The 20,797-nt window shown below is 66.3% G+C and carries 18 protein-coding genes and 1 tRNA gene; 11 read left to right on the plus strand and 8 right to left on the minus strand.

Annotation, left to right across the window (positions count from 1 at the left end; all coding sequences use genetic code 11):
• Positions 1–107: 107 nt before the first annotated feature.
• The gene (gene sucB, locus NQK35_RS02975; protein ID WP_257114502.1) at positions 108–1,802 is read right to left on the minus strand and encodes a 2-oxoglutarate dehydrogenase, E2 component, dihydrolipoamide succinyltransferase; all 1,695 of its coding nucleotides are present in this window, start codon (positions 1,800–1,802) and stop codon (positions 108–110) included.
• A 28-nt stretch (positions 1,803–1,830) separates the two neighbouring features.
• Positions 1,831–3,204, minus strand: coding sequence for a dihydrolipoyl dehydrogenase (gene lpdA / locus NQK35_RS02980; protein ID WP_257114503.1), 1,374 nt, complete (start codon positions 3,202–3,204; stop codon positions 1,831–1,833).
• A gap of 229 nt (positions 3,205–3,433) precedes the next feature.
• Here lpdA and NQK35_RS02985 point away from each other — a divergent pair, with 229 nt between their 5' ends.
• Positions 3,434–3,907: a hypothetical protein gene (locus NQK35_RS02985; RefSeq protein WP_193389652.1), complete on the plus strand. Its 474-nt coding sequence runs from the start codon at positions 3,434–3,436 to the stop codon at positions 3,905–3,907.
• Between the two features lie 15 nt (positions 3,908–3,922).
• On the opposite strand, the gene NQK35_RS02990 is transcribed toward NQK35_RS02985, so the two are convergent.
• Complete coding sequence (locus NQK35_RS02990; RefSeq protein ID WP_257114504.1) at positions 3,923–4,384, minus strand: tRNA (cytidine(34)-2'-O)-methyltransferase; 462 nt, start codon at positions 4,382–4,384, stop codon at positions 3,923–3,925.
• A 5-nt stretch (positions 4,385–4,389) separates the two neighbouring features.
• Entirely contained in the window at positions 4,390–4,917 is a 528-nt protein-coding gene (locus tag NQK35_RS02995; RefSeq protein ID WP_257114505.1) for a YbhB/YbcL family Raf kinase inhibitor-like protein, read from the minus strand.
• Between the two features lie 128 nt (positions 4,918–5,045).
• Between NQK35_RS02995 and NQK35_RS03000 the strand changes: the two genes are divergently transcribed.
• Genes NQK35_RS03000 through NQK35_RS03010 form a run of 3 tightly spaced genes read left to right on the plus strand, consistent with a single transcriptional unit; the run spans position 5,046 to position 10,285 of the window.
• Positions 5,046–5,534 carry a hypothetical protein gene (locus NQK35_RS03000; protein WP_257114506.1) on the plus strand — a complete coding sequence of 163 codons (489 nt, stop codon included), beginning with the start codon at positions 5,046–5,048 and terminating at the stop codon, positions 5,532–5,534.
• A 23-nt stretch (positions 5,535–5,557) separates the two neighbouring features.
• Positions 5,558–7,108 (plus strand): DNA polymerase Y family protein, encoded by a 1,551-nt coding sequence (locus NQK35_RS03005; RefSeq protein ID WP_257114507.1) that lies wholly within the window; start codon positions 5,558–5,560, stop codon positions 7,106–7,108.
• Between the two features lie 39 nt (positions 7,109–7,147).
• The gene (locus tag NQK35_RS03010) at positions 7,148–10,285 is read left to right on the plus strand and encodes a DEAD/DEAH box helicase (protein ID WP_257114508.1); all 3,138 of its coding nucleotides are present in this window, start codon (positions 7,148–7,150) and stop codon (positions 10,283–10,285) included.
• Here the strand turns inward: NQK35_RS03010 and NQK35_RS03015 are convergent.
• Positions 10,282–11,379 carry an alcohol dehydrogenase catalytic domain-containing protein gene (locus tag NQK35_RS03015; RefSeq protein WP_257114757.1) on the minus strand — a complete coding sequence of 366 codons (1,098 nt, stop codon included), beginning with the start codon at positions 11,377–11,379 and terminating at the stop codon, positions 10,282–10,284. The two genes, NQK35_RS03010 and NQK35_RS03015, sit on opposite strands and share 4 nt — an antisense overlap.
• 78 nt (positions 11,380–11,457) lie before the next feature.
• On the opposite strand from NQK35_RS03015, the gene NQK35_RS03020 reads away from it, so the two are divergent.
• The gene (locus tag NQK35_RS03020; RefSeq protein WP_257114509.1) at positions 11,458–14,736 is read left to right on the plus strand and encodes an error-prone DNA polymerase; all 3,279 of its coding nucleotides are present in this window, start codon (positions 11,458–11,460) and stop codon (positions 14,734–14,736) included.
• Positions 14,737–14,746: 10 nt separating this feature from the next.
• On the opposite strand, the gene NQK35_RS03025 is transcribed toward NQK35_RS03020, so the two are convergent.
• Entirely contained in the window at positions 14,747–15,412 is a 666-nt protein-coding gene (locus NQK35_RS03025; RefSeq protein WP_257114510.1) for an HAD family hydrolase, read from the minus strand.
• 88 nt (positions 15,413–15,500) lie between these two features.
• On the opposite strand from NQK35_RS03025, the gene NQK35_RS03030 reads away from it, so the two are divergent.
• From NQK35_RS03030 to NQK35_RS03055, 6 genes are all read left to right on the plus strand, one after another.
• Complete coding sequence (locus NQK35_RS03030; protein ID WP_257114511.1) at positions 15,501–15,989, plus strand: MarR family winged helix-turn-helix transcriptional regulator; 489 nt, start codon at positions 15,501–15,503, stop codon at positions 15,987–15,989.
• 79 nt (positions 15,990–16,068) lie between these two features.
• Positions 16,069–16,155, plus strand: a tRNA-Leu gene (locus NQK35_RS03035).
• 68 nt (positions 16,156–16,223) lie between these two features.
• The gene (locus NQK35_RS03040; RefSeq protein WP_009211509.1) at positions 16,224–16,895 is read left to right on the plus strand and encodes a DsbA family oxidoreductase; all 672 of its coding nucleotides are present in this window, start codon (positions 16,224–16,226) and stop codon (positions 16,893–16,895) included.
• Positions 16,892–17,392 carry a nucleoside triphosphate pyrophosphohydrolase family protein gene (locus NQK35_RS03045; protein ID WP_257114512.1) on the plus strand — a complete coding sequence of 167 codons (501 nt, stop codon included), beginning with the start codon at positions 16,892–16,894 and terminating at the stop codon, positions 17,390–17,392. The genes NQK35_RS03040 and NQK35_RS03045 overlap by 4 nt, the downstream gene beginning before the upstream one ends.
• 72 nt (positions 17,393–17,464) lie before the next feature.
• Entirely contained in the window at positions 17,465–18,562 is a 1,098-nt protein-coding gene (locus NQK35_RS03050) for an NAD(P)/FAD-dependent oxidoreductase (protein ID WP_257114513.1), read from the plus strand.
• Positions 18,563–18,595: 33 nt separating this feature from the next.
• The gene (locus NQK35_RS03055; RefSeq protein ID WP_034230764.1) at positions 18,596–18,865 is read left to right on the plus strand and encodes a hypothetical protein; all 270 of its coding nucleotides are present in this window, start codon (positions 18,596–18,598) and stop codon (positions 18,863–18,865) included.
• Positions 18,866–18,937: 72 nt separating this feature from the next.
• Here NQK35_RS03055 and NQK35_RS03060 read toward each other — a convergent pair whose 3' ends face one another.
• Positions 18,938–19,870, minus strand: coding sequence for an aldo/keto reductase (locus tag NQK35_RS03060; protein WP_257114514.1), 933 nt, complete (start codon positions 19,868–19,870; stop codon positions 18,938–18,940).
• 4 nt (positions 19,871–19,874) lie between these two features.
• Positions 19,875–20,729 carry a RecB family exonuclease gene (locus tag NQK35_RS03065; protein WP_048741656.1) on the minus strand — a complete coding sequence of 285 codons (855 nt, stop codon included), beginning with the start codon at positions 20,727–20,729 and terminating at the stop codon, positions 19,875–19,877.
• Between the last annotated feature and the right edge of the window lie 68 nt (positions 20,730–20,797).

The following is a 20,797-nucleotide window of genomic DNA, read 5'->3' on the forward strand; positions in this document are numbered from 1 at the left end:
CGTGCGTCACGAGCTGACGCGCCGATGCGGCGCCCGGGATGGGCGAGGGAAACGGGGTGGGGGCGCAACCATCGGTTGCGCCCCCACCCCGCGAAGGTCTCAGGTGATCAGAGTCCGAGATCGGACTCGAAAGCACCCTCCTCCAGACGCTTCTTCACGTCCATGAGGAAACGAGAAGCATCCGCGCCGTCGACGAGGCGATGGTCGTAGGACAGCGACAGGTACACCATCGAACGGATCGCAATCACGTCGGAGCCGTCGGCGCCCCTCATGACGACCGGGCGCTTGACAATGGTTCCAACTCCCATGATCGCGGTTTCCGGCATGTTGAGAACCGGGGTATCGAAGAGTGCTCCGCCCGAACCCGTGTTTGTCACGGTGAAGGTCGAACCCGACAGCTCGTCCGGGCCGATCTTCGAGTCGCGTGTGCGCGCAGCCAGATCGTTGATGGACGCCGCGATGCCGGCAATGTCCTTGTCGCCGGCGTTCTTCATGACCGGAACCAGCAGCCCTCGCGGCGTATCAACGGCAATGCCCACGTGCTCGTAGTCGAAGTACGTGACCTCCTTGTCGTTGATCGTCGCGTTGATCTTCGGATGATAGGCGAGGGCCTCCGTCGCGGCCTTGACGAAGAAGGGCAGGAAGGTCAGCTTGGTGCCGTGCGCAGCCGCGAATGCGTCCTTCGAGCGAGCACGCAGGGCGGCAACCTTCGTGACGTCCACCTCGACAACCGTCGTGAGCTGGGCGGCCGTCTGAAGCGACTCGACCATGCGCCGAGCGATCGTCTGGCGCAGGCGGCTCATCTTCTCGGTTGTGCCGCGCAGCGGCGAGGGCTCGCGCACGCTCGTGGGTTCCGTGGCCGTCTGCGTGGTGCCAACGGCAGGCGCGGAAACGGCGGCAGCGGCGCGAGCCGCAGCCTCGACATCCTCGCGTCGCACCCGACCGCCGACACCCGTTCCGGAGACGGACGCCAGATCGACACCGAGTTCACGAGCGAGCTTGCGCACGATGGGGGTCACGTACGCGGTGCCCGTCGCCGGTGCAGGCGTCGCCGCGACGGGAGCCGATGACGCGGCCTGGGCGAGCGTCGTGGCGTTCGGGAAGGGATCGATCCCAGCGCTGCGAGGAGCTGCGGGAGCCGACGGGGCGGTGGGGGCGGCCGGTGCTGCAGGGGCAACCTGTGCCTGAGTCGGCTGAGCGGATTTGGCCGATGGAGCCGAGGCGGAAATGACCGCAACGACGGTGCCGACCTCGACGGTCTCATCCTCGGGAACACGGATCTCCGCGAGGAAACCGGCCACGGGGGAGGGGACCTCGGAGTCGACTTTATCCGTGGAGACCTCGAGCAGCGGCTCATCGGCATCGACGGCGTCGCCCACGGCCTTCAGCCACGTGGTAACCGTCCCTTCGGTGACGGACTCACCCAGCGCGGGCATGCGCACCTCCGTGCCGTCAACGGGGGCCGAGGAGGCCGACGCCTGAGCGGGAGCCGCAGGGGCGGCCGGAGCAGGAGCCGGGGCCGCGCTCGACTCGGGCGCGGGGGCCGCAGCGGCGGGCGCCTCCGAGGCGTCGCCGATACGCGCGATCTCGGTACCGACCTCGACGGTCTCATCCTCGGGAACCAGAATCTCGAGTAGGACACCCGCGACGGGGGAGGGGACCTCGGAGTCGACCTTATCCGTGGACACCTCGACGATGGGCTCGTCAAGCTCGACGGTATCGCCGACCTGCTTGAGCCACGTCGTCACGGTACCCTCGGTGACGGACTCGCCCAGCGCGGGCATGGTCACTGACGTTGCCATGTGTGTTCTCCTAGTTAAAACTCTATGGTCAGTTGTGGACGTGGAGGGGCTTACCGGCCAGCGCCATGGCCGCCTCGCCGAGCGACTCATTCTGGCTGGGGTGGGCGTGAATGAGGGAAGCGACGTCCGAGGGGTACGCCTCCCAGTTCACCATCAGTTCTCCCTCACCAATCTGCTCGCCGATGCGTGCGCCGATGCCGTGGAATCCCACGATCGGACCACCCTCCACCGAGACCAGCTTGATGATGCCCGATGTGGCCAGGATAGACGACTTTCCGTTACCGGCGAGGTTGTACTCAACCGTTCGCACGCGATCCCCGAACTTCTCGCGCGCCTGCTTCTCCGTCATCCCCACGGAGGCGATCTCCGGCTCGCAGAACGTCACGCGCGGAATGTTGATGTCAGCCTGCGCGACCGGGTTCATTCCGGCAATCTCCTCAGCGACGAAGATGCCCTGCATGAAGCCGCGGTGCGCGAGCTGGAGGCCGGGGACGATGTCGCCGACGGCATAGATGTTGCCCACACCCGTGTGCAGTCGCTCGTCGGTGATGACAAAACCGCGGTCGAGGGTGATGCCGACCTGCTCGTAGCCCAGGCCCTCGGTCACCGGGCCGCGGCCAACGGCCACCAGGAGCACGTCGGCGTCGAAGGCCTTGCCGTCCTCGGTGGCGACGTGAACGCCGCCGTCGTCCTGTGTGGCCGAGGCGAAGCGAGTATTCGTGTGGAACTTGATGCCGCGCTTGCGGTAGGCGCGCTCCAGCTGCTTGGAGATCGCCTCGTCCTCGTTGTTGGCCAGGTGAGGCAGCGCCTCAATGATCGTGACCTCGGCGCCGAAGCTGCGCCACACCGAGGCGAACTCAAGGCCGATGACACCGCCACCCAGAATGACGGCCGAGGACGGTACCCAGTCCATCTGCAGGGCCTGGTCAGAGGAGATGATGCGCCCGCCGATGTCGAGGCCGGGGATCGAGCGCGAGTACGAGCCGGTTGCCAGGACGATGTGGCGGCCGCGAACGGACGTTCCGTTGACCTCGATGGTGTTGGCATCCGCCAGGCGGCCCCAACCGGAGATCACCTCGACGTTGCGGGACTTGAGGAGGCCCTGAAGGCCCTTGTAGAGGCCGGAGACCACGGAGTCGCGGTACTTGCCCACCTGCGCCATGTCGATACCGTTGAACGTCGAGGAGACGCCGAAGCGAGCGGATTCACGCACGGCTTCGGCGGTCTCTGCGGCGTGCAGGTAGGCCTTGGTAGGGATGCAGCCGCGGTGCAGACACGTCCCGCCCACCTTATCGCCGTCGATGAGGGCGACCGTCATGCCCAACTGCGCGGCCCGAAGAGCGGTCGCATAGCCGCCCGAACCCGCGCCGAGGATGACGATGTCGTAGGTCGATTCACTCAAGGTAACAACTCCTCGTTGATGAGCCTCACGCTCAGATGACTGTTTTCATGACGGGCCTCACGGTCCTTATGGGCCTATTGTCCCACGTTTGTGTAGTGCTGTCCCGGAGCTTAGTGATCTTGGTTGGTGTATCGGGCCACACAGGGCCGAATCTCGCACAGCGGCGGCGAATGCGATGCGTGCAGGTAGGTGTCTCGCTAGGATCAAAGGCGTGCAGGGATATGAGGACATGAATGAGGGTGCTGGCGCGCGAGACCAGCGCCCGCCATCGCTGGGACTCGGGCGCATCATTATCGCCCTGTTTTGGATCCTCGGAGTCTGGATCGTCGCGATGGCCGTCGTCGACCTCTTTCATGCGCAGGGGCTCCCGTGGGGGCCTCGCCTCGTCGCTCTTCTCGCGGGTGTGGATTACGTCGTGGCGGCGATCGCGCTGACCCACAATGGGCGCCGGATGCGCCTCGTTGGTTGGTCTGCCATCGCCCTGTCGATCGCCGCACCGCTTGTCCTGTGGGTGGCCTCGCTCGGTCTTGACGAGCTCAATACCGCGCGCTCCGCCTGGACCGGCCTCGGTGCGGACTTCTACTACCTCCCCCTCGCTCTGTCGGTCGTTGGCGTCATCTGGATGTGGCGCTCCAACCCTCGTAGAATCGTTTCTCTCGCCGAACAGGTGGAGCGGCCGGGCTCACCCTGGAAGGCGGGCTAGCTCACCTATCTCAGGCTATACCCCGCCGGGAAAGCCGAGCTGTCGCCACGCCTCGTAGAGCGCAATCGACGCGGAATTGGCCAGGTTAAGAGAGCGCACTCCCTTAACCATGTGGATGCGAACGAGGGCCTCCACGCGGCGATGGGCCATCGCCTCGGAGGAAAGTCCGACGGATTCACGCCCGAAAAGCAGACCGTCGCCGTCCGCATAGGCCACCTCGGAATGCATGGTGTGCGCGTGTCCAGTGAAGGCCCAGACGCGTCCGGGCACCTGATCGAGAGCCTCATCCAGGTTTTCGTGCACCGTGACGTGCGCCAGATCGTGATAGTCCAGGCCCGCTCGACGAAGCTTTGCATCGTCCATGTCGAAGCCCAGAGGCTTGACGAGGTGCAGCATCGAACCCGTGCATGCGGACAACCGGATCGCCGCGCCCGTGTTGCCGGGGATCTCCGGCTCCCAGAAGATGACGTGCAGCATAATCCTCAGGCCTGATGGGTCACGGTCAGGCACGCGCGGGCGATTGTGTGCTCAAGCGCCACGAACGAGGCCATTGTCGGAGTGGCATCGTCGTCCAATCCCAGGGTGTCAACGTCGAGCGCGTGCACGGTGAAGACGTAGCGGTGAGGGCGGTCTCCCGGGGGTGGGGCCGCTCCGAAGTATGCGGCGTCGCCGGTGTCCACGCGCAGGTGAAACGCGGGGCCGTCAAGGGTGAGATCCGAGGCTCCCGCCCCCGCGTCCAGGTGTGTCATAGAAGCGGGAATGTCCAGCACGGTCCAGTGCCACCAGCCCGCTGGGGTTGGCGCATCCGGGTCGAAGCAGGTCACCATGAAGCTTGCCGTGTGAGTGGGGAAGCCCTCCCACGTCAGGTCGGGGGATAGGGAACCGGCCCGAGCCGTTGCCGACTCCGGCATGGGGGCGCCGTCGGTGAGGGTGCGCGACGAGAGCGTGAAAGTCGGGACGTCCAGTCCCTCGTAGGGGGATAGGGCGAGGGGGCGTGAATTGATGTGCATGGTTCTTCCTTTCCTCTTGGCCTCTATTGTCGCCCATGCGAACGCGATCGGGCGTTCGGGACGCAGATGTGTGATCGGGGTTCTACACTTCCTCTATCGAACGTGTGTTCTATGTGTGGGAGGGGGACATGACCAACGCGCGCGCTCGGCTGCTCAGGGCCCGAGAGGCCTTGAGCCTTGCGGAGAACTCTGTCGGCCTGAGGATGCGGGTCGAGCTTGACCAGCATCATAGGGCAGGGGGCGGCCCCGTTCTTCTCGGTCCCGCGCGCAGGTCGGACCTGATCCGCCTTCTCATCGACACCTGCCCTCCCGGAGGGTGGATTGGCCTCTGCGGGGTGCGCGACATCGGGTGGGAGTGGGCATCTGGCCAGGGGATGGAGCTGGGGCGGGTGCTCATCGTCAATGCCCAGACGATATCGGGGGTGGCGCAGGCATGCGCTCTGCTGCTGGATGCCTGCGACGTCGTGTGCCTGGACGTGCCCGAGCTAAGCAGGGCCGAACAGCGCGCGCTGTCCGCCCGCGCCCGTGTCCAGGGGCGCACCATCGTGACACTGCGCCCCTGGCCCGGCGTCTCACGCGAACCGAGTAACCGCGACGCGATGCGAATGGCCGTCTAGAGATGCGTTACATGGTGCTATGGGTGCCTGACTGGCCCGTCAACTGCCTGGTCATTGACCTGCCTCCGGGCGGGAGCGGAGCCGTCGTGGACGGGGACAAGATCGCGGTTGCTAGCGCGGCTGCCAGGAGAGCCGGAATCCGCTCGGGCATGAGCCTGAAAAAAGCAATGTACCTGTGCCCAGACCTGGTGCACCTACCGCGAGACCGGGACCGAGAGGCCAGGTCCTTTAGTGCAGTCATCGACGCGTTTGACACGGTTGCGGCAGGGGTGGAGTGCCTGCGCCCCGGGGTTGCCAGGTGCCATGCCCACGGGCCTGCGAGGTGGGCGGGAAGCGAAGAGAAAGCTGCGTCGCTGCTCGTGGACGCCATTGAGGCTGCCGTCGGTGTCGAGTGCTTCGTGGGGATTGCCGAGGGGCCGTTGGCCTCGCTGATGGCCGCCCGGCAGGGGCGCATTGTTGCCCCGGATGACACACAGTCCTTCCTCAGCGGTGTTGAGCTGGCCCGCGCTCTCGAGTGCGTTCCTCCCCACATGCGTGATCGAGCCACCGCATCGATTGGCCTCCTTGAGGGACTGGGGGTGAGGCGCTGTGCCGATTTTCTCGCGCTCGGTCGCGGTCCCGTGCTCGAACGATTCGGTGACGTCGGTGAGCGACTGTGGACACTCGCATTGGGTGCAGACGGCGCGCTTACTCGACACGAACGCACTCAGTCGGACATATCGGTCACCTGTGAGATCGATGAGGGAGGGGATCGTATCGACACGATGATTGCCCCCATCACGCGGGCAGCCGCAACTCTGTCTCGTCGGCTATACGAATCCGGCGTGGTCTCCCAGACGCTGCGCATCGACGTCGAAGACGCGGGGGGAGGAGCGCGCAGCCGCACCTGGAGCGGGTGCGACCTGGCGATTCCCTCCGACGTCGCCCTGCGAGTGAGATGGACGCTGTCCGGCTGGATGTCCGGCGCCGAGGGGCCCTCCGGCCAGGCATCATCGATCCGCCTGACGGCCTGCGATCCCCGAGCCGGCACCTCTCCGTCCGCGCTGTGGGGCAGAAGCGAGCGCGAGCAGGACGTATCGCGCAGCGCCGTGCGCATCCAGGCACTGGTGGGGCCGGATGCGCTCCTGGTTCCCCGCGTCCAGGGAGGGTATGACCCGCGTAGTCGCGTCGTGATGGCCAGGTGGGGGAGCGAGCCCGTCCTGCGGCCTTTCGAGGGAGCCTGGGAGGGGGGCGTCGCCACCGCGCCGGCCACCCTCTTTGACGAGCCTCCTCGGGTCAGGATTCTCCCCGATTCTCCATCCACCGCAGACGTTCGCGTGGATTCGCGTGGTCGACTGACGGCGACTCCGGCCTACCTCGTTGAAGCCCACTCCGCCTCCCCCGCGCTCACGGGTGCTGCGGGGGCGGGGAGCCGCGTGAGGATTTGCGAGGTGCGGGGACCGTGGCCCGTACGTGGACGGTGGTGGGCACGGGAGGCACCTCGTGCCTACATGCGTGCCCAGCTTGAGGATGGACGAACAACCCTGCTCGTGTGGAACGAGGGTGAGTGGGCACTAGAGGGGGTCGATGACTGAGGCAACGACGATGAACGGGGCGTGCCGTAGACTGAAAGGATGGTATCTGGCTCGCTGCGCGACACCCTCGCTTCGATGACCGACGACGACCTGATGGCGCTCGTTGGCCCCGCAACCTGGGCGAATGGCCTGCGCCTGGCGCGCAGGGGAGCGGTACGCGAGCTCACCTGGCACTCTGCCGAGGACCAGCTCGAAACAAGGGTCACCGAGGGAGGTCTGGCCTACCGAGTGCGCGTCGCTCAGGCAACGCTTCGGCCATCGCTCACGTGCGCGTGCCCCCTGCGCTCGAACTGTCCACACGCGGCCGCGACGCTGATCGTCGCGCGCGAGGAAGCCCGCGAGCGCGACAATGGGGAAGCGGAGTGGAGTCGCGTGCTGCGCCAGGTGGTGGGAAGCTCGCGTGAGCGCGCCGGAGACCCGCTCGCTCTTATCATTGACGCCCACGACTCGAGCGCGCCGATATCGCTGACACCGTTGCGCCGCGGAGCCTTCTGCGAATGGACCGGCAAGCGGGCGTCGTGGCTGGATCTGACAGCAACGCAGTGGGCGTCGGTCACCGACGGGATCGATCCAACTCACCTGTCTCTCGTGCGCGAAGGCTACCGGCTCTCGCGTGAGTCGCGCTCGTGGCACTCCAGGACCGAGGTGACCCTGGCGTCGTTGGGGGAGCACGCCTACCCCTGGCTCAACCGACTTGTTCGCGCGGGAGTGACGCTATTTTCGTCGCCAACGACCGACGAGCTATTCGAGGTGTCACACGCGACGTGGGACGCGGACATCGATGTCGTATCCGAGGAGACGGGACTCGCGGTCACGGTCGTGGCCCGCAACGGGGACCGGGTTATTCACTCGCCCCGCATCGACGCCGCCACTGGCCTGCTGGTCCTCAACGGAGGCCGGAGCGTTGCGCGTCTTGAAGGAGCGTCCACACTCGAGGCTTTTCCCTTCGATCGGGCGCTGCGGATTCCCTCCTCCGATGTTGCGGAATTTCGCGGAACCTGGCTGCCCGCTCTGCGCAGGCACTTCGTGATCAGCTCGGCCGACGGGAGCTTTGATCCGCGGGCGGCGACGCAGGCCACCCTCGTCGGGACGGTGCGCCGCGACGAGGAGGGGGTCATCGTGCGCTGGTGGGCGGAGTACCAGCTGGGCAAGTCGCGCTCGCGTGCTCCGGTTGCCCAAGCTCTCTCGGACGAGGCGGTGGCTGCCCTCGTTGAGCGCGTTGATCGGTGGGGGAGCGCGTGCGGTGGCGAGCTGTGGCCACATCCCCCGGAGGCCGGACGCATGCCCCCGTGGATGGCGCCTCGTTTCCTGGCGCGCGTTGTCGACCAAAAGGCGCCGGAAGGCCTCGTGTGGGATGTGTCCGACGACGTGCGCACGATTGAGGTTGTCGATGCTGCCTCCCGCGTCGACCTGTCCATTGAGCGGGGCGAGGCGGACTGGTTTGACCTGACGGCCCGCCTGAGCGTGGGGTCCCACTCGGTGAGTGTGGGCGAGGCGCTGGAAGCGCTGGGACGCGGCGACGAGTACGTTCGTGCGGGCGACGCCTGGGTGCGTCTCGACGGCGAACGCATCGTTGCACTCGCAGCGGCGTTGGAGGAAGCGCGCGCCCTGGTGGGCTGGGATGGGGAGGGGCTGCGCCTGTCGGCCCTCCACGTCGGCGCCGTCGACGTGGTGGCGCCCGCAGCGGACACGGTTTGCGTCAGCGGCGCTTGGACAAAGCGCGTTGGTGCGCTCGTTGCCGACCCTCAGCCCGAGGACGCGTTGGCGCCACTGCCCTCCCTGGGGCGCATCCTGCGTCCCTATCAACGGGAGGGACACGCCTGGTTGACCGCACGCCTCGCCCGGGGGTTCGGCGCAATTCTCGCCGATGATATGGGACTGGGAAAGACCATTCAGATCCTGTCGGCAATTGCGGCCATCAGACATGCGAAAGCCGCGCGAACAGGTCCGATTCTTGTGGTTGCCCCAACCTCGGTCGTGGCTGTGTGGATGGAACAGGCGGCGCGATTCGCTCCCGACCTGCGGGTGCGGGCCGTCACGGAGACCGAAGCGCGCAGGGGAACGAGCATCGAGGAGGAAGTCGACGGCGCGGACCTGGTGATCACCTCCTACACGCTGGTTCGCCTGGAATCCGATCAGTGGACACACGTGGAGCTGGACGGAGTGGTCATCGACGAGGCGCAGGCGGTCAAGAACCCGCGCACGGCAACCTACAGGTCGCTGCGCGACCTGAACACCCCGTGGCGGCTCGCGGTCAGCGGCACCCCCATCGAGAACTCGCTCGCAGACCTGTGGGCGCTCCTGTCGCTGACCTGCCCCGGCCTGCTTCCCTCGTGGGAGGCATTCAACCGGAGGATTCGCAAGCCCATCGAAAGCGGAGCGGACCCGGCGATGCTCGCCCGCCTGACCTCCTATGTCGCTCCCTTCATCTTGCGCCGCACGAAGGAACAGGTTGCCCAAGACCTGCCGGACAAGGTTATCGACGTGGTGCGCGTCGACCTGGGGCGGGAACACCGCCGCATCTACGACCAGCATCTCGCGCGCGTTCGCGCACGCATCCTGGACCTTCTGGCGGATGTCGATGCCAACCGGATGAGTGTCCTGTCTTCCCTGACCCGCCTGAGGCAGCTGGCGCTCGATCCCGCGCTCGTGGACGGGGACTACTCCCGTGTCGGATCGGCGAAGATCGAGTACCTTGCGGATCACCTTGACGAGATTGTTCCGCTGGGGCATCAGGCCCTGGTTTTTAGCCAGTTCACGTCATTCTTGGCGCGCATTCGTGGCGCCTTGGAGCGTCGCGGGATCGCGGTGGTGCAGCTGGATGGTTCGACCCGCGATCGCGATCGTGTTATCGAGGAGTTCCGGTCGGGCCAGGCGCAGGTGTTCCTGATCTCGCTGAAGGCGGGAGGGGCGGGCCTGACGTTGACGGAAGCAGACTACGTCTACGTCATGGATCCCTGGTGGAATCCCGCCGCCGAGGAGCAGGCGATCGACCGGGCACATCGCATCGGTCAGACAAAGAAAGTGAACGTGTATCGCCTGGTCGCGGCGGACACGATCGAGGCGAAGGTCGTGGAACTCCAGGACCGAAAGCGGCGCCTGATCTCCTCCGTCATGAACGGTGCCGCCGCGCCCGCACCGCTCAGTGCCGCCGACCTTCGCGCGCTGATCGACTAGGCAAGCGTCGGCGCGGGCACCGTGCGGGACGCGTCCTCCTCGGCGGTGGGCGCGAGCCCTGGACGCACGGCCACCTTGAGGCCGGCCCGCGTGCGCACCGCGTCAAGGGCCGCCGCGATGTCGTGGAGGGCAAATTCGTGCGTGAGGAGTGGGGAGAGGTTGAGCGTCCCGTCGGAGAGCATTGCGACGGCCGCCGCGTAGTCGCTCAGCGTCGCGTTTGCGCTGCCTGAGATCGTCAGCTCGCGGTAGTGCACAAGGTTCGGGTCGATCCGCGCGAGGGAGGAGAGCGGGAATCCGGCGAAGAGACAGATGTGAGCGCCGATGCCCGCGCAACGGGCAGCCACGTTGAGTAGGGCCGGGTCACCGACGGCGACGATGACGACATCGGCGCCCGCTTCGCCCGTCCACTCGCTGACGTCGCGCACGAGCGCCTCTCCCTCGGAGGCGGTGGTCCTTGTCGCACCCATGGCTCGTGCCGGGGAGAGCCTGGCGGGACGCCCGCAAGCCATGACGGTTGCGCCCGCGGCTACGGCCAGCGCGCAGTGAATCAGGCCAATTGGTCCCGTGCCAATGACGAGGACGCGCGAGCCGGGATCGATAGGCAGGCGCCCCCTCGCCCGCAGGCAGCACGAGAGTGGTTCCGCGAGGGCGAGAAGCGAGGGGTTGATCTCGCGCTTCGTCGGCGTCACGCACGCCAACGCGTGTTCGGGAACGAGGATGAAGTCCGCGAGTCCGCCGTCAACTCCTGTGCCGAAGAGGCGCATGTGTGCACAGACGTTGGAACGTCCGGCGCTGCACGGCGCACACGTTCCGCAGGGAATCTCGGGGGCCAATCCCACCTGTGTTCCGACCTGTGGGACGTCGACGCCGGGGGTGAGGCGTTCGCCGATGCGCCACACGCGCGCCGCGATCTCGTGACCGAGAACCACACCAGGGGTGACTCCGGCCTTCTTCTGCCCCGTTGCGATCCGAAGATCCGTCCCGCACAGGGTTGTGGCCTCGACCGCGAGGAGCACCTCGCGTGGCTGGACGCGCGGCACGGGTCGGCTCTGGAGGGTCAACGAACCCGGGGATTGGAGGGAGGCCACGCGCATGAAGGTCATGGCGCCAGGATACGGCATGTGTCACATAACACCCACCATATCGAACAGGTGTTCGATATGGTGGGTGCTGTGTTCAACGAACGGCGGTACGCGGAATTGCATGCCCACAGTGCCTTCAGTTTCCTGGAGGGGACCGATGAGCCCGCTTCCATGGTCGAGGAAGCCGCGCGTCTGGGCTTGGATGCGCTGGCCATCCTTGATGTCGACGGCATGTACTCAACCGTGCAGACGACCGTCGCGGCGCGCCGATGCGGACTTCCCGTTATCTACGGTGCGGAGCTAACCCTCGGCTCTAACGCGTTGCGTTCGATCCTGCCCGGCTCGTGTGGCACGGGTTGGGGATTACCGCCCGGGGCGGAGGATCCCGGCATACGACTGCCGGTCCTGACGGCCAGCCCGACGGGATACGCGAATCTCGTCGGCGCAATGAGCGAGCGAGCACTCGCCACGCGGGGCGAACGTTCGCCCACGCACAGCCTAGACGACGTGGGCGGGGCCGGAAGCGGCCTGCGGGTACTCACCGGTGGAGCGCGCGGTCCCCTCATGCGCGCCCTGCGAGCGGGAGGACCCGTGTGGGCGCGCCGGGTGGTGAGGGCTCTGTCCGAGGTCTGCGGGGCGGATAACGTGCTGATCGAGTGGCAGGCGGCGGCCGGAGACGGGCAGGAAGTCGGCGACGTGCTCGCTGACCTTGCGCGTCAGACAGGGACGCGGCTGGTGGCCACGACCGGGGCGCGCATGTCATCGCCGTCGAAGCAGGCCCTCGGAGACGTTCTCACCGCCACGCGGCTGCGCTCATCGCTGGAGGAGGCAAACGCCCACCTCGGAGCCCACCGCGCATTCCTCCGCTCCGCCCGAGAGATGGCGCATCTGCATCGCAGTCACCTCGAATCCCTTGAGCATGCGTGCGATGTCGCCGCAGACGCGGCATTTGACCTGCGACTCGTTGCCCCCAAGCTTCCTCGCACCCGCGTTCCCGACGGGCACACGAACGACACGTGGCTGGCACACCTGACGCATCAGGGAGCGCAGCAGCGCTACGGCACGCGCGCACAGCACCCGCGGGCATGGGAGACGATCGACCACGAGCTGGATGTGATTGCTCGCCTCGGCTTCGCCGGCTATTTCCTCATCGTCAAGGAGATCGTTGATTTTTGTGCGGAGCGAGGAATCCTGTGTCAGGGCAGGGGTAGCTCAGCGAACTCAGCCGTGTGCTACTGCCTGGGAATCACTGCGGTCGATGCCGTGCGCCACAACCTTCTCTTCGAGCGTTTCCTCTCGGATGCTCGATCGGGACCACCGGATATTGACGTCGATATTGAGGCGTGTCGACGAGAGGAAGTCATCCAACATGTCTACAGCACCTATGGTCGTAACCGCGCGGCGCAGGTGGCCAACGTCATTACCTACCGTCCTCGATCGGCGATGCGTGATGCCACGCGCGCCCTGGGCTACCCCGCCGGGGCGGCGCAGGCGTGGTCGCGGGGAAAGGGACAGGCCCCAACCCTCGTGCGCGAGGCGGCCGATGCGCTGGCGCGACTTCCCCGCCACATGGGTATTCACTCCGGTGGCATGGTGCTCACGGATCAGCCGGTCTCTCGAATATGCCCGGTGAGATGGGCGGCAAGGGAAGGGCGCACGGTGCTCCAATGGGACAAGGAGGACTGCGCGGATGCGGGCCTGGTGAAATTCGACCTCCTCTCGCTCGGCATGCTCACCGCTCTGCGCATTGCCTTCGATGAGCTCAACGGGAGTAACCGCTCGGCCGACACCTTGGGGAGGGCTCCTCTTCGAGGGTGGGCTCCTCGTCCTCTACTCGGACGGCAGGAGATGCCCCTCGGCCTGCACACGCTCCCCGAGGAGGATCCGCGCGTGTACGACCTGCTGTGCGCCGCTGACACGGTGGGCGTCTTCCAGGTGGAATCGCGCGCGCAGATGAACACCCTGCCCAGGCTCAAGCCTCGGTGCTTCTATGACATCGTCGTCGAGGTCGCCCTCATACGGCCGGGTCCCATACAGGGGCGTGCGGTCAACCCCTACCTGCGCCGTCGCGCGGGGCGCGAAGCGGTGACATACCTGCACCCGCTCCTCGAACCGGCCCTGCGACAGACCCTGGGGGTCCCTCTGTTTCAAGAGCAACTGATGCGCATCGCCGCGGACGCAGCGGGGCTGTCCGGCGCCCAGGCTGACCAGCTCCGCCGCGCCATGGGCGCCAAGCGCAGCAGTGAACGCATGGAAGCACTCAGGGCAGACCTCATGACGGGGATGGCGGCGCGTGGGATCGACGCCCCGACTCGGGAGCGCATCTTCGGCCAGCTCAAAGGGTTTGCAGACTTTGGCTTCCCGGAGTCCCACTCCTTTTCTTTTGCGCACATCGTCTATGCGTCCGCGTGGCTGAAGGTTCATGCGCCCGAGCACTTTTACGCGGCAATCCTGGCCTCCCAACCGATGGGCTTCTACTCGCCAGCGACGCTGGTGCAAGACGCGCGCCGCCACGGAGTGAGGGTCCTTGCCCCCTCGGTCAACGACTCCCTCCTCGATGCCTCGGTGGAGAGGGGGGCCGCCTCCGCAAGCAGCTACCGAGCCGGGCGTTCGGACCCTCTTCCCTCTCGCCAGATCGTTCCCGTGGACGTTGACCCCTCCCTCGCCGTCCGCATCGGCTTGTCCCAGGTGCGCGGTCTGGGCAAGGCGGCCGAGCGGATCCTTGAGGCCCGGAAGGAAGGTCCCTTCGAAAGCCAGGCCGACCTGGCCAGGAGGGCGCATCTGGGGGAGGGGGACATGGAGAAGCTGGCTCTCTCAGGTGCCCTGGAGTGCCTGGGCGTGGGGCGTCGCGAGGGCATGTGGGCGGCGGGTGCGCTCGCCGTTCCCGAGGCCGACTCGGCGCAGTGGCAGCCCTTTCTTCCCGGAACCGAGGTAGGGGCGCGCCCACCCACTTTGCCCTCACCCTCTCGGGTAGAGCTGATGCGCTCGGACATGCGCACGATGGGGCTGACGCCCGGTGAACATCCTTTCTCCTCCGTCAGGGGCGAGCTTCCCGACGGCGTTCTCAAGGCTCGGGAGCTGGGAGAGCACCTGGATGGAAGAATCGTTGACGTGGCCGGGGTTGTTACTCATCGACAGCGTCCCCACACGGGCGCCGGCGTGACCTTCCTGTCCCTGGAGGATGAGACCGGTTTCGTCAACGTTTCAATCTCCCCGGGAACATGGGAGAAGTTTCGTCGTGTTGCCCTCGAATCGGAGGCGATGCTGGTGCGGGGGACGCTCGAGGCGGATGGGGCCATCAATGTTCGCGCGTTCCGGCTCACACCCGTCGTCCTCCCGATACGTGTGCGTTCCCGAGACTTCCGCTAGGCCCGATTCTTTAGCCCTCACGCCGAGTGTGGGACAGTAAGAAGGACCGAAGCTCCTCGACGCCCTCGCACACCTCCTCGGCATCGTCGAGGCCGCCCGCCGTCGCGTACCCCCATCCCACGCCGAGGACAGGAATGCCGGCCTCGCGCCCCCCGATGACGTCCCAGAGCGAGTCGCCGACGAGAAGCGGCGCCCCGACATCGACCCCCCGGCGCTCAAGCTGGGCCAAGGCCTCGCGAATAACGGTCGCCTTGGTGGAGGACGGGTCGGGGGTCGCTCCCGCGATCACGTCAAAGACATCGGTGAGACCCAGGTGCTGCATCTGCGCCAGGGCCATGGGGGCCTGCTTCGACGTGGCCGTTGCGAGGGGAACGCCGCGCTCGTGCAGGTCACGCAACAGCTGCGGCACGCCCGCGAAAGGCACCGGGTCCAAGTAGTGATCCGCATACCTGCGCCGGTACCCGGCAACCAGATCCGCCAGGAGGTCACCGGAATACCCCAGGTCCGCAAAGGAATGCCACAGGGGAGGACCCACGTAGCCGCGGAGCCGACGGTCATCGGGGACCGGTAAGCCGAAGTCCGACAGAACGGCGCGGAACGCCCCCATGACCGCGGGGGCCGAATCGACGATCGTGCCGTCAACGTCGAACAGAACGACAGAAAACGTGACAGACATTGACATCCCCCGCGTCGTTGGTGCTTTCCTAGTCACTATGCCCTATTATCCCCAGGAGGGCATCCGAAACGACCAGAAGGGGGGGAACATGGAATCGCGAGCGCGGCTGACACCAATCGTCCAAGCCAACAGCGCGCGTGCGGCCGCATGGCGAGTCTTCTTCGAGGCGTCCGGGCGCCTGCAGGGAATCCTCGAGACGCGCTTGAAGCGAACGTACGGCGTCTCCATGCCCGACTACAACATCCTGCTCGCCCTGTGGGAGGCGCCGGGTCACCGGCTGCGCATGGGAGAGCTCGCCGAACGCGTCGTGTATTCCCCGTCGCGAGTCACCTACCTCGTGTCCAACCTATCGCGCGACGGGTGGGTGGAGCGCATTCCTTCGCAGGCGGATCGGCGGGGCTACGACGCGTGCCTGACGACACAGGGAATCGAGACTGTGTTAGCTGCCACAGAACTGCATCAGCAGACCGTCAGCGAGTACCTTCTCGATGGCATGACCGATGAGGATATTGACTCTATTGCCAAGGTTTTTGCCACCCTCGACTCCCGCCTGCGCAACGATCGGACGGGCCCGTAGTTTTCGATTGGCGCGTAGCGACCGGATCATGTTAGGCTTCTACTCGCTTGCGGATCGCAACGGTTCGCATCGTTCACCTGCGCGGGTGGCGGAATAGGCAGACGCGCTAGCTTGAGGTGCTAGTCCTCATTTTACGAGGGTGGGGGTTCAAGTCCCCCTCCGCGCACGAGATACCCCGGGGCCGAGGCCCCGGGGTTTTCCATGTGACCACCAGGAGGCATCGTGCGAATCGACATGTGGCTCGACACCTGCGATCCGTGGAGCTACCTGGGAGTGCGTCATCTGCGTGCCGCCCTGGAGGGGTTCGCGCATCGCGATCTCACCGAGGTTTACCTGCATGCATTCCTTCTCGACCCGGATCTGGACGCCCCGCTCGACAAGCCTCGCATCGTCGCCCTCATCGAGTCGGGCGAAGCAACCCTGGAAGAGGTGCGGGCCTCAGACGAGCGGATGAAAGCCTTGGGCGCGAGCGAAGGCATTCGTTTCGACTTCGACTCACTCGTCATCGCGCCGACGTCACGGGCCCACCGGGTCATTGCGGCGGCGCACGACGCCGACATTGACGCGGGGACCGTCGCCGGCGCCTCCACCCTTCACCTCAAGGTGGCCGAGGCCATCATGCGCGCCCACTTCGAAATGGGCCTTGATGTCTCAGATCCGGATGTTCTCATCGGCTGCGCGCAGGACATCGGAATGCCCGCAGCGCTCGCCGCGCGGGCTATCGGCGAGGAGGAATGGGCATCTCGGGTCTACTCAGACGTCCAGGTGGCCATGCACATGGGAGTGAGCACCGTGCCCACCTACGTCTTCGACGCCCGCTTCCTCGTTCAGGGACATCAAACCGTCACCGCGTTCACCAACATCCTGGCAACCGCCTGGGACGATGCCGGAAAGGACCGAGCATGACCGACAAGCACACCGACACCGCGCCGCCCAGCCCGATGGACCTCGTCATGCAGTTTCATCGCACCTACTCGGTGCCCATTCGCTCATTCGACGATCCGACGCTGTCCTACGAGCGTCTCGACATGCGCATGAGCCTCATCGCAGAGGAGTTCGCCGAACTGATCGGCGCCGTCTACGGCAGACAGGCACGCGCGATCGTTGAGGAGGCAACGGCCCGTGCGGTCGCGGCCGACGACGGGCGCCGGGACGTCATCGAGTCCGCCGACGCCCTCGCCGACCTCGTCTACGTCATCTACGGGATGGCGATCGAATCCGGCATGGATCTTGATTCCGTCCTCGCCGAGGTGCAGGCCTCCAACCTGTCCAAGCTCATGCCCGACGGCTCCGTCAAGCTTCGCGAGGACGGCAAGGTTCTCAAAGGTCCTAATTTCTTCGCGCCGAACATCGCGCGCGGCCTCGGCATCGAGAGCCGGGAGACAGACGGCGAGGCGGACTAAGGTCCCTAGAGCGCGCGTTCGCGTCCTCCGGATGCCACAATAGACCCGGTCGGCTCATCAGAGAGGAAAGACATGGCACGCGTCGCAGTCATCGGCGGAGGATACGGGGGCGTCACGGTCGCTAAGGGGCTCGATCCCCTCGCGGACGTCATTCTTATCGAACAGAAGGACCAGTTCGTCCACCACGCGGCGGCCCTGCGCGCCGCGGTCGACAATGTGTGGGAGCACGCGATCTTCATGCCCTACACGAACCTCCTCAGCCGCGGGCAGGTTGTTCACGGGACGGTTTCGCGCGTCGACGGCACGACGGTTCACGTCTTCGGCCGCGAACCGATCGAGGCCGACTACGTGGTCTTCGCGACCGGATCGACCTACCCCTTCCCGGCCAAGTACTCGTCCTACCGTTCCTCCGTGGCTAAGGCTCGTCTCGAGCAGCTTCACGAGAACCTCGGCGGCGCTCGGTCCGTCATGATCGTCGGAGGCGGAACGGTCGGCATTGAACTCACGGGAGAACTGGCAAGCGCCTTCCCGGGCCTGGACATCACGATCGTCGAGGCCTCGGACAGGATCCTGGGGACCCCTGGCTACACGGACGCGCTGCGAGATGAGATCAGCGAACAGCTGGCCACGCTGGGCGTGCGCGTCATCACAGGATCGGAGCTGGCCTATCTTCCCCCGCAGAACGTCGGCGACCTGGCACACTTCATGGTCCAGACGAAGAACGGGGACGTCGTCGAGGCCGACCTGTGGTTCCAGTGCTACGGGGCGCGGGCCAACACGGGCTTCCTCATCGGAAGCGACTACGAGTCGGTCATGCACCCCAACGGGACGATTCGCGTCGAGGGAACCATGCAGGTGGCCGGACACCCCACGGTATACGCGGTCGGAGACTTGACCGACGTGCGCGAGTCCAAGCGCGCAGATGCCGCCCGCCAGCAGGCACGCGTCGTCATCGCCAACATCTCCGCGCAGATCGAGGGCGAGGCGCCCGACGCGACCTACGAGCCCACCAAGGAGTGGGTCATCCTGCCGCTCGGCCCGAACATGGGCGCCTCCCAGCTGCTTGACGCCGATGGCAAGACCCGCATCCTCGGCGCGGAACAGACCGCCGAGATCAAGGGCACGGACCTGATGGTGTCCGTCATACGTTCCCAGCTGAACCTCCCCTGATAAAGTGCCCGGTGTCACGGTAGAATGAGGGTCATGACTGGAGATGCCCGCCGCGCGCTGACGCGCCTGCTCAACGCATTCGAGAACCACTTCGACATCGCGCGCGATGGCGACGAGGCCGACGACGCCGCGCTCGAGGCCGCCGAGCTCGCGCTGCGCGACGCGTTCTTCACCTACGACGACATTTTGTTCACGCAGCTGGGCGTGGAGCTTCCCTTCGACATTTTCGACGACTCCGACGAGGACGAGGAGGATCCGGAGGACTACGACGAGGATGACGACTTCGTCGAGGTCGACGACTGATCCTGGCGTCACCGCGCGCGTCAAACGGGGCCTGAACCATCACGGTCAGGCCCCGTTTCGCGTCCCGGTCGCCTAGAGCGCGACCTCGCCGAGCACCTGGCGGATCGGCGCCGGCAGCGGATCCGTGTGTTCCAGCAGCGTGTCGAGCTGGCGCACCGTGCGCGGCCCCACGAGTGCGCTGGAGACACCCGGATGGTCCCGCACCCACGCCAGCGCGACGTCGCCCATCGATCGATCGAGGCCCGCAGCCGCGCGCGAAGCCGCCTCGATAACCCCTCGCGAGGAACCCGTGAGGTAGGGCTGGACCATGTGACGAAGATGAGGGGATGCAGCCCGAGAATCCGCAGGGGTTGAGTGACGGTACTTCCCGGTGAGGACCCCTCCGGCAAGCGCCGAGGCCGCAATCACTCCCACTCCTCGCGATGCGAGCTCGGCGACCGTGGATGCACACTGGGCGTGCGCGAGGGAGAAGGGAAACTCCACGGCGCTAATCGGCGCGCTGGCCCCGATCTCGCCGCGCGTGACGGCCTCTGCCAGCTGCCAATGCGACGCGCGAGACAGGCCAACGTAGCGCGCGCGCCCGGAGCGATAAGCCACCGAGGCGGCTTCCAGGGTCTCCGCGAGGGGAACCTCGTCGCGGGGCTCAACCAGCCACAGATCAACGTAGTCGGTGTCCAGGCGCGCAAGCGCATCGTCTAAGCTGCGCAGGAGATCCCCCCTGCCCGCCGCACCGACCCACGCCCCCTCGCCCGTGCGGCGCACGCCACCCCGCCAGGCTACGAGGACACGGTGGCGCCCCAGAGACGCCATCGCCTCGGCCACAACATCAACGGCCATGCCATCGCCGTGAGAGGCGGAGCATTCAACGAGGGTGCCCCCCGCGTCCACGAAGTGGGAGAGCATCTCGACGGCCTCGTGAGAGTCCGTATCGCGACCCCACGTGAGGGTTCCCAGACCGATCGACGACAGATAGAGACCGCTACGACCGCATTGGTTCTGATTCATGCTCCTAGCCTAGCCGAGTCCGCGCCAGCCATCGGGCGTGCTGGGGTGGCATCGGGGGAGTGGTGCCGCCAAAGACGGGACACAGGGATCGCACGCCACACCAGTTGCACAGGGGATTCTTGCGAGGCTGGAAGGAATCGTTGGCGAGGTCTTCCTCGATGCGCCCCCAGAGCTGATCGATGCGCCGCTCGAAGTCGGCGACATCGGTGGGATCGGGATCGAAAGTAATAACCTGGCCGGCACGCAGGTAGACCAGCTGCATGCGCGAGGGGAGGACCTGCGTGCGGGCGAGCAGCAGTGCGTAGAAGCGCATCTGAAAGAGCGCCTCGTCCACGTAGCGAGGCGACGGAGCCTTCCCGGTCTTGTAGTCCACGACCCGCAAACGCCCATCCGGGGCTCGGTCGACCCGGTCGATGAAACCGAGCAGGCGCACGCCGCCTTTCGTCGTTGCCGTTACCCGGGCCTCGCGCGCGGCCGGAGCGATCCACTGCGGCTGCTCGATCGCAAAGTAACCGTCGACGACGCTGCGGGCGTCCTCAAGCCACGCCTCGCGATCCGCCTCGTCGCCAAAGAGGGCTGCGACCTCGGGGTTCTTCTGTGTCAGCGCCTCGAAAGCGGGGGCAAGCCGGGCCCGGGCGGCATCGCGCGTGCGCGAGAGAGGAGGAAGGGAAAAGAGATCCTCCAGGACCGCGTGCACGAGGGTACCCAGCGCCTTGGCGCGACTCTCAGGCTCACGGTAACCGTCGACAACGTGAAGGCGGTACTGGAGGGGACACCGCTCGTACTCCTTGGCTCGCGAGGCCGAGAGCGCGGGATCCCATGTGCGCTCTGCGGGCGAGGGTGCGATCAGCTCTGTCATGAACACCACGCTAGCCCCTCGCGTCCGCATCTGCGTTCTGGCGTGGGCGCGTCTCGCCTCAGGCGCTA

The organism is Schaalia odontolytica (assembly GCF_024584435.1).
GTDB lineage: Bacteria > Actinomycetota > Actinomycetes > Actinomycetales > Actinomycetaceae > Pauljensenia.

Coding starts and splice junctions, on each gene's coding strand:
- NQK35_RS03015 (WP_257114757.1), bottom strand. CDS start 11,379: ATGCGCGTGGCCTCCCTCCAATCCCCGGGTTCGTTGACCCTCCAGAGC.
- NQK35_RS02990 (WP_257114504.1), bottom strand. CDS start 4,384: ATGCTGCACGTCATCTTCTGGGAGCCGGAGATCCCCGGCAACACGGGC.
- NQK35_RS02985 (WP_193389652.1), top strand. CDS start 3,434: ATGAATGAGGGTGCTGGCGCGCGAGACCAGCGCCCGCCATCGCTGGGA.
- NQK35_RS03055 (WP_034230764.1), top strand. CDS start 18,596: ATGACTGGAGATGCCCGCCGCGCGCTGACGCGCCTGCTCAACGCATTC.
- NQK35_RS02995 (WP_257114505.1), bottom strand. CDS start 4,917: ATGCACATCAATTCACGCCCCCTCGCCCTATCCCCCTACGAGGGACTG.
- NQK35_RS03045 (WP_257114512.1), top strand. CDS start 16,892: ATGACCGACAAGCACACCGACACCGCGCCGCCCAGCCCGATGGACCTC.
- sucB (WP_257114502.1), bottom strand. CDS start 1,802: ATGGCAACGTCAGTGACCATGCCCGCGCTGGGCGAGTCCGTCACCGAG.
- NQK35_RS03000 (WP_257114506.1), top strand. CDS start 5,046: ATGACCAACGCGCGCGCTCGGCTGCTCAGGGCCCGAGAGGCCTTGAGC.
- NQK35_RS03060 (WP_257114514.1), bottom strand. CDS start 19,870: ATGAATCAGAACCAATGCGGTCGTAGCGGTCTCTATCTGTCGTCGATC.
- NQK35_RS03050 (WP_257114513.1), top strand. CDS start 17,465: ATGGCACGCGTCGCAGTCATCGGCGGAGGATACGGGGGCGTCACGGTC.
- NQK35_RS03030 (WP_257114511.1), top strand. CDS start 15,501: ATGGAATCGCGAGCGCGGCTGACACCAATCGTCCAAGCCAACAGCGCG.
- NQK35_RS03040 (WP_009211509.1), top strand. CDS start 16,224: ATGTGGCTCGACACCTGCGATCCGTGGAGCTACCTGGGAGTGCGTCAT.
- NQK35_RS03065 (WP_048741656.1), bottom strand. CDS start 20,729: ATGACAGAGCTGATCGCACCCTCGCCCGCAGAGCGCACATGGGATCCC.
- NQK35_RS03010 (WP_257114508.1), top strand. CDS start 7,148: ATGGTATCTGGCTCGCTGCGCGACACCCTCGCTTCGATGACCGACGAC.
- NQK35_RS03025 (WP_257114510.1), bottom strand. CDS start 15,412: ATGTCTGTCACGTTTTCTGTCGTTCTGTTCGACGTTGACGGCACGATC.